Consider the following 15,884-nt stretch of genomic DNA (forward strand, 5'->3'; position numbering starts at 1 on the left):
AGGGAGTACCCGGTCAGGATACTTTGCACCAGGACCGTTATTTCTTTTTCCCGTGGCGGGTACTATTATCAAATTGAAAAGAAGTATTTCCGTGATCGTCCAAAACAATAAAGGCATTGAATTTTTTACCGGAGCGGCTTTTCATGCCTTTGATCAGTGGAGACCTCCCTTTGCGGATCAGGCTTTCAATATCTGGTACGGCAAGCTGCACCCCGCAAACCGTACGGAACTGCAGCCAGCCGCAACCCTCGTCGGGACATTTGACGACCTTATCCCGGATCAGGAGCCGAAGGGTCTTACATTTGGGGCAAAGCAGCTCCGGTTGGCTTTCCCCGGCAAGCGAACTATCCAGGAGTTCCCGAGTGATGGCCATGACATAGTTTTCCATATCCTGGTGAAAGGCCGTGGCATCAGACTGTCCGTACTCGATCTGTTGCAGCGCCACCTCCCATTCAGCGGTCATAGCCACATCGGCAATTTTCCTATCCGCGATAAGTGCATAGACCTGCAAGCCCTTTTCGGTGGGTACCAGGGATTTTTTGTCCCGGCAGATATAATCTCTTTTAAACAGCGTCTCAATAATGGCCGCTCGTGTAGCAGGCGTACCGATCCCGATCCCCTGTAGCGCCTTGCGCTGTTCCGCTGTCTCAATATCCTTACCCGCTGTCTCCATTGCCGAAAGCAGCGTTGCCTCCGAATAAAGTGCCGGCGCTTTGGTTTTCTTTTCCAGGACCTTTGCCGCTTTGATCTTCAGCTCGTCACCGGTCTTCAGTTCCGGCAGCTCCTGGGCGGCATCTTCTCCCTCATCGGAAAAGATGCCTTTGATCGCCCGCCAGCCCGGCTCCAGGAGTTTGTTACCGGTCAGGGAAAAGGGATGATGGGCGGCCTCTGCTGAAACATGGGTCAGTTCTTTAGTGCAGGCCTGCGCCACGGCTTCCGGCAGCCGGAGGGCGATCATATCATATACCGCACTTTCCCTGGCGGGCAGCGCAGAAGGTATCTTGCCGGTGATGAGCAGGCCGTGGTGATCGGTTACTTTCAGATCATTTACGATGCGCTTTTGGAAGTGCCCCCATTTTACCCTGGATACAGCATCCTTGCAGGAGGGCCGGTCCTCCAGTGCCCGGATCAGGGCAGGTACCTCCGCCCACATATCTTCCGGGATATACCGGCTCCCGGTACGGGGATAGGTGATGAACTGCTGCTCGTATAATCGTTGAGCGATACCGAGCGTTTCTTCTGCCGAAAGGTTCAGCTTTTTGTTGGCCTCTTTTTGCAGGCCCGTAAGGTCGAAGAGCAGCGGCGGTTGTTCAGTAACGGTCTTACGCTCCACGGCGCCCACGACGGCGATACCCTGGCGCATGATAGTGCTCAAAGCCTCATCTGCGCTTTTTCGCTCTGTCCATTTGGTAATGGAAAGGCTTTTAAAATCCGTAAATTCTTTACGGTGCTCCAGGCTGATCTGCCAATAGGGTCGTACCACGAAATCTTTGTGCTCCCGGTAACGCTTGCAGATCAGGGCCAGTGTCGGCGTTTGTACCCTGCCCAGCGAATAGATGCCACTACCTGCCGCGATGCTGAGCGCCTGGGTGGCGTTGATGCCGACCAGCCAGTCGGCGCGGCTCCTGGCGCGGGCTGCCTGGTAAAGCCCCTCGAAGTCGCTGCCGGGACGGAGGCGCTCAAATCCCTGCCGGATCGCCTTTTCCGTCAGGGAGCTGATCCATAGCCGTTCAAACGGCAGGGAGCATTCCAGGTACTCATAGACATAGCGGAAGATCAGCTCTCCCTCGCGCCCGGCATCGGTGGCTACAATGATGCTGTTGCAGCGTTGCAATACTTGACCTATGATCTTTAATTGCTTCAGTGCGCCGGGATCGGCCTGGTGACCTTTTTCTTTTTTTACTTGCCGTACGGTCAGTAAAAAGGGTCTGGGCAGGATGGGCAGCGCCGCACGCTGAAATCCGTTCAGCCCGTAGGCTTCCGGCATAGCCGGCCCCGCCAGGTGACCCAGCGCCCAGGTGACCAGGTATCCGTTGCCGGCCAGGTATCCTTCTTTTTTTTCGGTAGCGCCCAGCAAGGTGGCGATCTCCCGCGCCACACTGGGCTTTTCTGCGATTACTGCTTTCATTTGTTGCTGTGTTTACAGTTTCGGTTTCTTTGCCCTGGGCGTTTTCGGCTTCTGCTCCTGCTGCTGTTTTTTGCTGTCGGGTTCCTTTTGGCCGGACTTCAGCGGCTCTTTGATGTTTTTGGTGGCCTCGTTGGTTTTGCCTTCGGAGTTTACGGCGGTCTGCGTCTTATGGGCTTCCGCAGGTTTAGCTTGTTCCCTCAGCTTAGCGGGATTATCAAAGGAGAAGTCCACCTTTCCGGAATCAGCGTTATAAGTGATATAGCCCTGGTAAGACCTCCCTTTCTTATCGACCAACCCGCTGATATATACCGTTTGACCGTCCTTGAATTTCTGGTATTGTTCCTGGTCCAGCTCTTTGCCCCGGAAGGTTTTAGGGGCTTCCGTAAATTGCTGCTGACCATTAGTCTGTACCTGCTGGGGAGCGTTGCGGTCAAATAGAAATTCCACGTATCGTTTGTCGGCATTGAATTGTAGCGTAGCATCGAAGGGTTTTCCCTTATTGGAGATCATACCGCTGAGCGGAAGGGGCTTTCCTTCCCGGAGATCCTGCCGTTGCTGCTCGTCCAGCTTTACCCCTTTTATTTCATCGGGGATCTTGATCTTATCCGTTCGCAGGGCCACCAATTCATTGGTCAGCCGGTCCACGCTGACAATAGAAGGAATGATCTCTCCGGTTTTGGGACTTTTTAAATCAACCACCCTTCCCATATTACCAGTCTGCAGCAGATTCTCCTTATCCTCTTTGCTGAACTCATGCCCGAAGAAGGGATACTGCAGGTTAGGCTCTTTGCGGATACCGTGAACGGCCACTATAGCATTGCCGTCCTCACCCGGCTGCAGGGACAGGCGGGCGTCGGTCCGGGTGATCACCGAACCCAGGTTCAGGCTGATAGGCACCAGATCATTGGTCTTATAGCCTTTGAGCAAAGGATCAAGCAGGTTCCTCTTTTCCAGGTAGTCCCGGCTCAACCCCAGATTGCCCATTGTCTCCCAATCAATCTGCTCTGGCTTGTAGCGGTACCCCTCCGCCTGCCCGGCGCCCTGGCTTTGGCTGCTTTGCTGTTCTTGCTTGCTATCGGCAGGCGTTGGCACCTCATGCTGCTTTTCCAGCTCCTCCCCTTCTGGAGTGCGCTTATCCAGATTCTGTTGCATCTTTTGGGCGGTATCTACGGCTTGCCCTGCCGGCACTTTAAAAAAGGAAAAACCAGTCGGATTCCTTATCTGGCGAAAAAAGTTTAAAAAGAAATTGGAAAATATATCTCCATTTTTATCGACCCGCATGAATTGACCTTCGTTTTCTGTCGTAGGATCCACGGTTTTAAGTTGCCCATGCTCATCAACACCTGTCACCGCTTGAATTTGCTTCTTTGCTTTGTCTAGCACAAGCAGAATATCAGATAATTGATCCGGGAGTGTTGACTTCCCGATTTCTTGTTCATTCATGATCATAATTTTACAGGGTTATTAATACAAGTTTTTTTGTTATAATGAGTTGTACGCGTTGCAGCTACTTTCTTTCAAGGGGGGGCTTAACGATTCTTCCTTTAAAATTTTCCCTAATAAATTGATGTACATCCGATAACTTGTAGTAAAGCTTCCCGCTGATGGAGTAGTATGGTAGCTTGCCGGAAGAGCGGTACCGCTGTAATGAACGATAGCTAATTTTAAGCATTAGAAGAATATCCTGGTTATCTAGGAGTTCATCCCCGTCTATAGTACTTCGCTTATAGTGGAATTCATTAATTTTCTCGCAGACTAAGTCGAACCTAGTATTAATCCGCTCCATCCAAGCAAGAAATTCAACCCGATCGATGTTCATACACTAGCAATTAGATTATATAATGGAGACACAAAAATGGTAAAGAAATGGAGACAATACCGGTAGTTCGTCGACATAGGGTATACATACTATTTTCTACTATATATGGGTGTTAACAAAGGCCTACATTCAATTTTGCTATCAAATTGTTTCAGTTAATTTCGTTTGGGGAATGATATTTCTATTGCGCAAATAAACTTTCTTTTTATAAACCAAGACACTACCGCTAGAAAAAACATCTTCATTATATTCTCACATTAAATGGAAAATCAATCTGAAACTTTCTAGAGATCATATTCGGTTTATAATGAATTAAAATCAGAAACAAATTACTACTACTCGGAATCCACCATTCCTTCTTTGTACCTTTTTGAAAGGACGTCTAAATAGGCACTAATATTCGTGCGGCCATAAAAGTCTTGTTTCGATTTATAAATATTCCCAGGAGAAATTCCAAAAAAAGTACAAAGTGCTTCATATAGCTTCTTAATCTCAACTTGTCCGTTGTTAAAACTACCCTTAAAATACCAAGCATAAGTTAGCTCTTCCAAAGCGGCACGACTATCTGTCCACCGAATACCGAATTCCCCGGGAAATGTAACGCCTTGCGCAACGCCCAGTAGAACATCAAGCTGCTTATTTAAATGTTTTTGTAATTGGTTATGGGCAATAATTTTGGCATAGACATAGCACACCGCCGGACAAAAATGAGGATCAAAGACACATGAGAAAGTTGATCTAATATTTCTTGCTCCCCGAATAAAATAGTACTTATCAAGATGGCTCGAATCAGCCCGATAATACTCATAATATTCTCTATGTTCCTCGAACCAAATAGTGATTTTGTCAAGTTCCTCTCTATAATACTGCACAAGCGTCTCTTTTGCCCCTTCAGGCTTTCTAAATTCTATACCAGCAAGAGACACATAGTAAATAAGTTTAGACTGGAGCCTCGGTAAATCTTTTTTAAAAAAAACAATTTCATCTTCAGGATTGTCAAACTCAAAATCAACAAGGGGTCTGCGCAATGCGTATAACGATTGATTTATTATAGTAATTGCTTCTTCAATTTGTGTTAAATCAACGTCGGTGGCACTTCCGCATAAATCATTCAGCGCACCTTCGACTTGTTGGTGTAGTTCATTGAATAAGGTTTCCATAATGAGTCTAGGTTTTGTTGCGACACGAACGGGCAAGGTCGCAAAGTTCAGGCCTCAAAACTAAACTCTACAGCATAGGTTTCAAAACTTATAGTAGCTCAAATGACAGATAAACAGCGATTTAGGAATATGGAATGGTAAAATGCATCATGAAATGCCATGTGAAATGGATCATTTTCCTGAACAAAACACAAGTCGTACACTATATATTTTTTCTTGCCAACTTACAATTGAAGGAAAACTTGATTAAATTCTGATAAAATGGGTACAATAATCTTAGACAATTTCACCTATCCAAATCTTAAATTGACGGGCAAGTAATTTACTTACCGTGATATCCTCACGAAAGTTCGGATAAAGTGACAAACGCAATTTTCCATGCATCAACGGTTGAAAGTTCCTAATTGAATCTCTATGGGCAATAAGATGCCTTGCAACACGAAAAAAATATTTTTGATCAAGTTGGCTTGAAATAGCGTCTAGACTTTGTGCTAATAGATAATCTTGACCGGAAAACAATCTTACGTATACTCTCACACCTACACGATAAAAATATGCAATTTCATCTTCGGGTATATGCATTGTTCGTGTAGGTGTTAAGGCCGTGAAAATGCGCCCCTCCAAGATATCCAACCGTCCCTTCTCCACAGCTTCGCCTGCACCCGATCTCTCCGATTTTTCTATTCCCTCTCTTAAATTCACGTTCTTATCTATCCTCCGTGTAACGAAAAAATATCGAATGCCATAATATAAATTGGCTAAAATTGTTACTACAAAAATAGAAAGCAATAAATCTGCTTTGGCGCTAGTTTCACTTGAATCGACTTCGAGCATATACAGAGAGGAAGCAAGCATAATTATTCCCAAAATAAATGGTACAACAACACCGAAAAAAATTTGAAGGAATGTCCGTCGGAATATACTTGAATTCCAGCCGGATCGCTGATCAAGTTGGATCGTGGCTACATAAATCGTTTGAATTATGAAAAATAAAATAAAGAATATAAGCCCCAACTGCAAATAAACATTTTCTGGAGAATGAGATGCCAGAGGCCCCAGACTTCTAAAGAAAGTTAAGATACAGGCGAGGCCAAATACAACGATAATGCGAGTGAAGAATGTTTCATAAATGGGTATTTTCATGGATTCCGATTTGTTCTTACAGCAGTTAGGTGATAAAATAAAATTAAATAATAAATTACTTTATCGGAAATTCATTTTTAATCTGGAGAACATTGAAAAATTATGAGGACACATAGAAAATAGATATTTTCTGGGTCACTTTCTATTGAATTCAAGTGCCTTATTTCATCCAAAAAGCTTCAAAAAACTTCCAGGGCATCCTCAAATTGTCAACTCTATTTTCATATTCAACAAATCTGAAATATAAAAAACTAAAATAATACTAGTTGTTTTAAATATTATAGGACCTAGCTTTCTTATCCTATCCCCCTAACGTAAAGCCATTCATACTCACATGGACGGCTATAATTTACCGTCAACAAAATTTTATTTACAACCCCCACTATTGAAGATGTAGCGCTCCTTCTTTGTAATAATACTTAACCCCCATAGTCATATTAATATTCTCAAGGAAAACTTTAACATCTTGGTTTCGGTCGATAGTTCCGCTGAAGATCATATTCCCGATGGAATTGTTATCCATCTCCACCTTTATGCCGTACCACCTGGGCAGTACCTTGCAAATTTCTTCCAGCCTGGCATTGTCAAAATAATATATGCCATCACGCCATCCCAATACTTTCTTTGCATCGAAGGGTTCTTGTTTTAAAGCGGCCTTTTCCCCGGGCATAACGGTTACTTGTTTGCCCGGCTGCAACACTATAGATGCATCGGCGGTATGCATTTTTACGGAACCGTTTACCAATGAGACGGCAACTTTATCCTTGTTATAATCATTGACGTTAAACTCTGTACCTAATACTTCCACGCGCTTATCATCGAGATGTACTATGAATGGGTGTTTCGCATCCCGCGTTACTTTTAGGTAGGCTTCGCCGTGAATGGCTACCTCCCGTTGTTTGCTGTTAAATTTAAAGGGAAACTGCATGCGTGTCTGCGAATTGAGCCAAACTTCGGTTCCATCGCTGAGGGTGATCTTGTAGTTTAAGCCTATAGGTACCATCAGGGTACTGATACCCGCGGGTAGATCTTCATTTACATGGTAGCTTAAAGTACGGTTTAAATTATTCATCTTGCTACTTCCCACAGCTACGAGGCCGGTATCCATACCGAGGTTAATGATATCGCCGTTGGATAATTTTAATTGCGTGAATGCGGCGCTGTCGTTCCAAGATTCAGAACTGTTGAAAGCTATAGATCGACCGGAGTTATCCGGCCAAATAAAAAATGCAACGGCGATACAAGCCGCAATTGCAGCAGCGGTTACCAAAATAGGCTTTAGCGTGTTCCTCTTTTTAGGCATTCTTTCTTGAAGGATGCCAGAGAAGTTGGCCGGGTGATGCATGGCTTCGAACCTTTCAAAATGGTTGGATATATCTTCCCCATTGAATAGCTTGGTTATTTTTTCCCACTTCTCCCTGACTACAGCATCGTTTTCAATGAGATCATCAAGGAATTGCTCATCGATCGCACTTATAATCCCAGCAGCTTTCTCGGTCATAAGCTGATGGATATGTTCTTTCTCAATCATAATATTAGTAATCGTCTGTATTTGAATTAACTGAATTATTTAATTTCTCACGAAGCTTCCGAACGGAAAATAATAATTGAGTCTTAACTGTATTTATGCTTACGTTCAATCTCGCAGCAATCTCCTTTCGGGTCAACTGATGAAAAAAAGCTAACTCGAAGGTAATTCGCTCTTTCGGCGATAAATAGTGCAAAGCACCTTCAATTTGCGATAATTTTAGATCGAAATCATTCGTCATAATAATATGATTTGCTGGAATCATTATCTCCTCCAACCGTTTACGACGGTAGATTTCACTTCGCAACTTATTAAAGGATAAATTCTTGACATACTTATATAGATATCCTTTCAATTGTTCAAGCGAAGGGAATTCGCTTTGGCAGAAGATTTGTTCTTTCCATGCTTTCAAGAAAAAATCTTGAACAATCTCCTCTGCAACCATTTCATCTTTTAAGATAGTTATAGACACAACAACTAGCCATGCCCTATAGCGTACATATAACTCGTCAAAGGCAACGGGATTACCCTCACTCAACTTTCTTAAAAACTGTTGATTTTGTAATTCTTGCATTTTATGATTTAAGGCTAACCGATTCGCAAATTTAGATTTGGAATAGCAATATAATAATTTAAAAGTAAATCTATTGAGTCAAAATAAATATAAGTGAGAATTTAGAATGCTTCACATTAATGAAATTACATATTTCATATTTCAAAATCAAAACACGCAGTTTGTTAATCAAATGTTAGCGAAATGACTTTTTTTTGCAATGACAAACTATTTTCTTTCTTTTACCGTACATACACCTTACAAGTCTAACCATTTTTCACAGCCAAGATCAAACTCTCAGCTAGAGTTGCTGACTTCTACCTTTCTTTAAATGACTAGTGCCATTTAAATCCACAGACGCATGTGAACTATTTATAAACGATGGGAATATTACAGCACAAAACAGATTTTGAACTCATGGAGCTTATTAAGGTGAGTAATAAAGACGCCTTTAATACGCTCTATGATCGTTTCTTTAAGCGCTTATACTATTTCACAATCAAACGAACGGCAAATAATCTAACAGAGGCGGAAGATATTGTACACGATGTATTTTTAAAGTTATGGGAATGTCGATTCAAAATTGAAAATGAAAATATTTCGTCCTTTCTATACCAATGCACGATAAATACACTGTTGAATAGAGTTAAAAAGCTGAAAACTAGAGACGCCTTTTACACAAAATTAGCTCTTTCATACCCGAAAGAGGAAAACCCGATTGATCATCAGATATTAGAAGATGAACTGAAAGCAAAGTTTGACGAGGCAATTAATTTAATTCCCCCCAAAACCAGGGAAGTCTTTAAGCTCAGGTATAATGCCGAGATGTCATACAAGGAGATTGCTATCACCCAGGGAGTAAGCATTGAAACCGTGAGAGGCCAAATAAAAAAAGGGTTGAAAACAATGCGTAAACATCTCCGGATATTCTTTATGTTATATTTTTTTTAAGAAATTCCTACCCACGATAACCCTAAATAGACTCTCAGTTGTTTTACTTGTATACATATTAGGAAAGAGTAATGGTCCATCTCAATTAGTGAAAGTATGTGATCCTTTCAACGGTTTAAATTAGGTTAGACGTAATGTACGGGCCTATACTCTTGTAGGCCTAAATTAACTTACATTTAAAAATATCGGGTATTAATACCGAATTTTATATATGGATAAAGATCAGATTTTAAAAATATTAGAAGCTTACGAACAAGGAACCTTGTCCGCTGATGAACTTCTGGCATTGAAAAAGGCGCTCCTGAATTTAGAAATAATGGACGAACAAACGCTTCAGAATATCAATTTTCAAGAATCACAGGAACGGGTTAAAAAAAAATTGATGGCAAAGATCGAAAGTGAAGAACAGCAATATTCATCTGAAACGAGAAGACTATCCAGGAACCGGGGCATCAGAATTCTTAGCGGAATTGCCATAGGAACGGCAGCCAGTGTTATTGTAGCAATTGGCATTATTTCAAAGTTTGAAAGTAGAAAAGCAATACCAGAAAGTCATCTAAATGAAATTGCGGATATAGAACCGGCGACATTTAAAGCGAAATTAAGCATTAACAGTTCACCTTCATCATATAAGCTAACTGGGAATATTGAAGATTCCATTGTTTTGATAAACGGTGCCTTAGTAAAGGCACCATCCCCTAATACTATTGTTTACCAATCCTATGAAAACCTTGTAGGAGATCAAATACCAAGCATAAATACCGTGTCGACACCGCGGGGAGGTACTTATAATGTTATATTGAGTGATGGTACTGAAGTAATGCTTAATGCAGCGTCTTCAATCTCTTTTCCTGTGCCATTTGCAAAGGACAAACGGGAAGTGACCATTAAAGGCGAAGCATTCTTCAAAGTTAAACCGCAATTGCTTAGTAATAACTCCTTGGCTAAGCCTTTCATTGTTAAGGCACAAGTTGCCCCAAATCAAATTCAGATTATTAAGGTCCTGGGTACACATTTCAATGTGCATGCTCAGCCAAATTCTCCAATTATTACTTCATTAGTCGAGGGAAAAGTTCAAGTTACTACCCAGAAGGACACCAAAACGATCTTACCGGGAGAAAAAACGATTTTAGTTAATGGATTGTTATCAACAGGTCAAATGGATTCACAAGAAATCGCTTGGACAAAAAATCTATTTGAATTCCAAGATCAAACATTGGAGACAATTATGGCGGAAGCATCGAGATGGTACAATGTGGATATTGAATTTGGAAATGATGTGGATTTAAGCCAAAAATACACTATAACATTAGAAAGAAACAAAGGTCTAAAAACCTTTACCAGTATAATTGAAAGTTTAGGTTTTGAGTGTAGTCTCGAAAAAGATCAAGATGCAAATCGCCTCTTTGTAAAAAGTAAATAAACCGCAATCTGCCTATCTAATTATATATATAATTAATAATCGTTTCGTCCATATTCTGAATTTGCCCCGTCGAAATTTCATTTAATAAACAAAAAAATCTAAAATTAGATTACCAGATCAACCAAGGATAACAGTCAACCATGGTTATATCCTCGTGAATGCAAATGGTTTGATCCTAATTAAATTGAGTAGATGTGAATGTATCTAAGATATTTTTATTATAAAATATCTAGAGAAACATCCCCCTATTATTAATTCATAAAGTCGAATGTATGAATAACCTATTTTATGCCCGTTATCCAAGGATAACGCACAGGGGAAGTTATGCGTCTTTTTTAAACATTCCCAAATCAATGACTAAAATTGCAATCTTTATTTTTGTTTTCGTGAATTTTCCCTCTTTTGGGAATTCAACAGCCAGTGCACAACAGGTTAATTTAGAACTAAAAAATGCAAAGTTAACACAGGCATTTGCTTCAATAAGGGAGCAAACAGGCTACTTATTCTCCTATAAGAATGATGAGGTGGATAAGTATAAGGTTACATTATCAATAAAGGACGGATCGATTGAACAAGCAATGGATGCATGTGTAAAAGGTATACCATTAGCATATGTCATAAAAGAAAAGTTGATAGTTGTTTACCCCAAAGCTAATAGAATTATGGAGACTATCAACCAACAACAGAAGCCAATTATAGGAAAAGTTGTAGACGAGGATGGTAATCCGATTATGGGAGCAAATATATGGGCGGAAGAAATAAGAAAGGGGACGATTACAGATGAAAAGGGGGCGTTCTCATTAGATGCTGGAACAATTAAAGAGCTTAAAATTAGAATTACCTTTATAGGCTATCGCCAAAGAACATCAATCGTCAACAATGAATCCGTTTCCAAAATAATTTTGGAAAAATCAAATGAACAGCTAAAAGAAGTAATTATTTCGACGGGGTATCAGAATATCTCACCAGAACGTTTTGTCGGTGCTGCAAGTACAGTTGACAAAAACTTAATTGAAAGAAGCACTAGCACGGACATTATAAGTCGAATTGACGGAGTTACAAACGGACTATTAGTAAATAACGCCTCATCGTCTCCAGCAGAACGAATTTCAATTCGAGGGGTAAGTTCCATTCGTGGCGCGAGCGACATAACTACTGGAACCGCAACGAAGAATCCATTAATTATCCTTGACGATTTTCCTTTTTACGGTGACGTAAATACAATTAACCCCAATGATATTGAGAGCGTGTCGATTTTAAAAGATGCTGTAGCGACTTCAATCTGGGGCGCTAGGGCAGCAAATGGAGTAATTGTTCTTACATCAAAAAAGGGTATGTTAAATTCTAAAACATCGATAAACATAAGCTCAAATTTTAATATTTCTTCGAAACCAGACTTAAACTATTTTCCAAAGATGTCGATTGATGAATTTGTAGAAGTTGAAAAATTCCTTTTTGACAAAGGCTATTACGATGTTTACCTAGCATATCCTTTCGTTAGTCCAATTACCCCAATTATCGAAACATTGAACAAAGAGCGGAACGGGGAACTATCTCATTCTGAAACTGAACAAATTGTAAAGGCATTAAAAGGCCATTCATTGAATGATGATTACGAGAAATATGTAATACGAAATAGATCAAACTTTCAAAATTTTATAAGCCTAAATGGCGGTAGTAGTCAAATTGGGTATAATATTTCATTTGGATCTGATAACGGGAAATCTAATATTAAAGGGCCGGGTGGACTAGACCGATACACATTAAATTCAAATATATCAATCAAGGTCAGACCGAAAATAAAGCTTGCAACAACAATAAATTACACAAATCAAACTATTGATGCAGATGGTCCAGGCTACCAAATTTCTCCTGGAGGAGGAAAAACAGAACTTTATCCATATGCAAAACTTGCAGATGAAAATGGAAAGCCATTATCAATTCCAAAAAATTATTCATTACCCTACATCGAATCTCTCGGAAATGAAGATCTTCTTGATTGGACGTATAAACCACTTGTAGAAAATGGAATTGCTGATTCAAAATTGAATACTCAAACCCTGTTACTCAACTTAGGGGTCCATTTGAACTTTACGCCGTGGTTAGATGGACAGATTAAGTATCAATATACGAAACAATCTACCACCGATGATAGAAACTATAGCTTAGAATCCTTCTATGCAAGGGACTTAATTAATCAGTTCACAAACAGTACGACTTCAGATCGAGCGATCCCTGTAGGAGGAGTTTATGATAATGGGATTCAGTCCATTTCATCTCATAACCTACGCGGTCAAATAAATTTTAGCAAATTAATAAATGAAATACATGACATAAGAACAATGGTGGTTGGCGAAATCACTACAGCAAACAATATATCCAATTTTAATAGAATTTACGGTTATGACGACAAGAACCTATCATCAGCATCTAATATAGATTATGCAACGACATTCACAACCTTTTTTGGAACAAGGATGAGAATTCCAACCATGCAACAACTTACAAATAGGTCTGATCGATTTGTTTCATTTTTAGCGAATGCATCCTATACCTACAACTCAAAATATAGTATTTACTTAAGTGCTAGAAAGGACGGATCAAACCTTTTAGGTGTAAATACAAACAATAAATGGAAACCACTATGGTCTATAGGATTAAAATGGGATGTTTTAAATGAAGTATTCATGAAAAAAAACCTGTTCTCTCACTTAAATCTTAGGTCTACCATAGGATATTCTGGAAATGTAAACAATTCAATCAGTGCATTAACAACAATACTTACGTTAAATCCAAATCATTGGGGACAACGTGCAAGTGCTATTAAAAATACACCGAATCCAGATCTAAGGTGGGAGGAATCGAGGACTTTCAATCTTGGTGTTGATATTGGATTCTTAAGTGACAGAATTTCTGCTTCGTTTGATTATTATAGAAAACGTTCTTCTGACCTCATTTCTGATATCACTGTCGATCCAACTACTGGTATATCAACGGTGGTGAAAAATGCCGCGAACTTGAAAGGAAATGGATTTGAGTTGGCACTAAATTCAACAAACATCGACGGCAAATTCAAATGGAAAACGTCCTTAAACTCAAGTTATGCTAAGACAATCGTTACCGAGTTTTTCGGATCAGATTTTAAAACACCAACAGGACCAACCATACGAGAAGGGAAAATCTATGGCGTATTATACGCGTATAAATGGGCGGGACTAGATCCAGAAACAGGAGACCCAAGGGGTATATTTGATGGGGAAATTTCCAAGGATTATCGAACAATATTTAATGACTCTGCTTCAAATCAGCAATATATTGGCTCTTCAATCCCTTTGTTGTTCGGGAACTTATTAAATACAATTTCATTCAATAATATTCGGCTTTCTTTTAATATTACATACAAATTCAAATACTATTTCCGGAAACCTGTTCTACAGTATGATCAACTTTACTCAAGCTGGGTAACAAATTTGGAGTTTCGAGACAGATGGAAACAGAAAGGCGATGAATTAAGAACAACGGTACCTTCAATGCCCTATCCGTTTGATAGTAACAGGGACAACTTTTATGAATTCGCGTCAATAAATTACGAAAAGGGTGATAATATTCGACTTAATGATATAAGATTATCCTATAATTGGATAAACACTAGAAAAAGCAAAATACCGATTGAGTCGCTTCAAATATTTGCATATGTAAATAATTTAAATCTATTTATTTACAAATCAACAAGTACAGGCTATGATCCAGATTTTCCAACAAGGCAGATTCCAAACCCTAGATCATATTCAATAGGGTTAAAAATTAACCTTTAACTAAAAAGATTCAAAATGAGTTCTAAGATATTATCAATAACATTAAACCTGATTCTAGTATCCGTTATATTTCATGGCTGCAAAAAATTTTTGGATCTAAAGCCAGATAAAAGTCTTACCACAATCAATAATTTGGAGGACTTACAATCCCTGCTTGACAATGCTTCCTTAACAAAGACGACAAACCTGCAAGATATTATCGCAGATGACTATTATTTAGCTACTGAGACCTTTCATACCCTTAATTCGGATGCAAGAGATGCATATATCTGGAGTCCAACTGCAGATGGAATTTTAAACTGGAAGTATAATTATCAAACCATCAGGGTTTGTAATGTGGTTCTAAGCGAATTGAAAAAATTAAATATAAGCAATCAAGAAGATTATAATAATATTAAGGGACAAGCGCTGATGAAAAGAGCATTTAGCTTCTTTCTCCTATCTCAAATATTTGCACCTCCATTGACAGATAGCACAAAAGGGCTTCCTTCAATTCCTTTAAGGCTGTTACCGGATATCGAAAAGACTTATCCAAGAAGTACGGTTGAAGAGACATACGAACAAATAATTAATGACCTTACGATGGCAATCCAACTTCTGCCAAAGAATGGTGAAGCGATGAACAGACCGGATAAAGCGAATACATCTGCTTTACTTGCAAGAATATTTCTCGCAATCGGTGATTATAAGAATGCCCTAACATACTCAAATCAATATCTAGAAAAGAATGAAAAATTAATGGATTTTAATAATTTGGACCCAAACTTGACTTCACCTATTCCACCTTATAACGAAGAAATATGCTACAATTTAATTACAGACGGTCCCCTATGGACTTTACGTGGGGCAAACATTGACAGTATTTTGATAGGTTCCTATGATTCAATGGACTTGCGAAAAAAAATTTTTTTTGAAAGAAAAAATAACGGCGTTTATGCTTTCAGAGGAAATTACGGTTCTAGTGGCAATTACAACGCTTTCGCTGGAATAACTGTTAGCGAAATGATGCTGATTAAGGCCGAGTGTCTTGCAAGAAAAGGTGATTCTATACTTGCGCTTGATGAATTAAATAAACTACTGATAAAGCGTTTCATTTCTGGAAAATTTGAGCCAATTATACTACCAACAACAAGTGGGTTAGTAGATAGAATATTGCAAGAACGAAGAAAGGAATTGATATTCAGAAGTGTGCGTTGGTCAGATATTCGAAGATTAAATCTAGAGGGGAAAAATATTATTATGACAAGGTCGGTCGACGATAGAATATACCAACTTCTTCCCAACGACCTAAGGTATACTTGGATTATACCTAATGAAATAATGGCACTTAATCCCACTTGGGAACAAAATAAAAGATAATAAAA

Annotated in this window: 11 protein-coding genes; 4 read left to right on the forward strand and 7 right to left on the reverse strand. The window is 39.8% G+C overall.

The features are described 5' to 3' along the window. Positions 1-37: 37 nt before the first annotated feature. The 7 genes from COR50_RS18335 to COR50_RS18365 form a co-directional block, all read right to left on the reverse strand. A complete protein-coding gene (locus tag COR50_RS18335) occupies positions 38-2,128 on the reverse strand; it encodes a type IA DNA topoisomerase (RefSeq protein ID WP_098195338.1) in 2,091 nt (696 codons plus the stop codon). Between the two features lie 12 nt (positions 2,129-2,140). After that, positions 2,141-3,571 carry a DUF4099 domain-containing protein gene (locus COR50_RS18340; protein WP_098196312.1) on the reverse strand — a complete coding sequence of 477 codons (1,431 nt, stop codon included), beginning with the start codon at positions 3,569-3,571 and terminating at the stop codon, positions 2,141-2,143. A 64-nt stretch (positions 3,572-3,635) separates the two neighbouring features. Next, positions 3,636-3,947, reverse strand: a complete 312-nt coding sequence (locus tag COR50_RS22680; RefSeq protein WP_098195339.1) for a helix-turn-helix domain-containing protein — start codon at positions 3,945-3,947, stop codon at positions 3,636-3,638. Positions 3,948-4,282: 335 nt separating this feature from the next. Further along, positions 4,283-5,107, reverse strand: a complete 825-nt coding sequence (locus COR50_RS18350; RefSeq protein ID WP_098195340.1) for an RteC domain-containing protein — start codon at positions 5,105-5,107, stop codon at positions 4,283-4,285. A gap of 276 nt (positions 5,108-5,383) precedes the next feature. After that, positions 5,384-6,250, reverse strand: a complete 867-nt coding sequence (locus COR50_RS18355; RefSeq protein ID WP_098195341.1) for a LytTR family DNA-binding domain-containing protein — start codon at positions 6,248-6,250, stop codon at positions 5,384-5,386. A gap of 382 nt (positions 6,251-6,632) precedes the next feature. Next, the gene (locus COR50_RS18360) at positions 6,633-7,781 is read right to left on the reverse strand and encodes a FecR family protein (protein ID WP_098195342.1); all 1,149 of its coding nucleotides are present in this window, start codon (positions 7,779-7,781) and stop codon (positions 6,633-6,635) included. A 4-nt stretch (positions 7,782-7,785) separates the two neighbouring features. After that, on the reverse strand, positions 7,786-8,352 hold the full coding sequence (locus COR50_RS18365) for an RNA polymerase sigma factor (protein WP_098195343.1): 567 nt from the start codon (positions 8,350-8,352) through the stop codon (positions 7,786-7,788). A gap of 360 nt (positions 8,353-8,712) precedes the next feature. Between COR50_RS18365 and COR50_RS18370 the strand changes: the two genes are divergently transcribed. From COR50_RS18370 to COR50_RS18385, 4 genes are all read left to right on the forward strand, one after another. Next, positions 8,713-9,282, forward strand: coding sequence for an RNA polymerase sigma factor (locus COR50_RS18370; RefSeq protein ID WP_098195344.1), 570 nt, complete (start codon positions 8,713-8,715; stop codon positions 9,280-9,282). A gap of 211 nt (positions 9,283-9,493) precedes the next feature. Continuing rightward, entirely contained in the window at positions 9,494-10,705 is a 1,212-nt protein-coding gene (locus COR50_RS18375) for a FecR family protein (protein ID WP_098195345.1), read from the forward strand. Between the two features lie 272 nt (positions 10,706-10,977). Continuing rightward, complete coding sequence (locus COR50_RS18380) at positions 10,978-14,520, forward strand: SusC/RagA family TonB-linked outer membrane protein (protein ID WP_098195346.1); 3,543 nt, start codon at positions 10,978-10,980, stop codon at positions 14,518-14,520. Between the two features lie 15 nt (positions 14,521-14,535). Continuing rightward, positions 14,536-15,879 carry a RagB/SusD family nutrient uptake outer membrane protein gene (locus COR50_RS18385; protein WP_098195347.1) on the forward strand — a complete coding sequence of 448 codons (1,344 nt, stop codon included), beginning with the start codon at positions 14,536-14,538 and terminating at the stop codon, positions 15,877-15,879. Positions 15,880-15,884 lie beyond the last annotated feature (5 nt).

The sequence above is a fragment of the Chitinophaga caeni genome, from assembly GCF_002557795.1.
Classification (GTDB): domain Bacteria; phylum Bacteroidota; class Bacteroidia; order Chitinophagales; family Chitinophagaceae; genus Chitinophaga; species Chitinophaga caeni.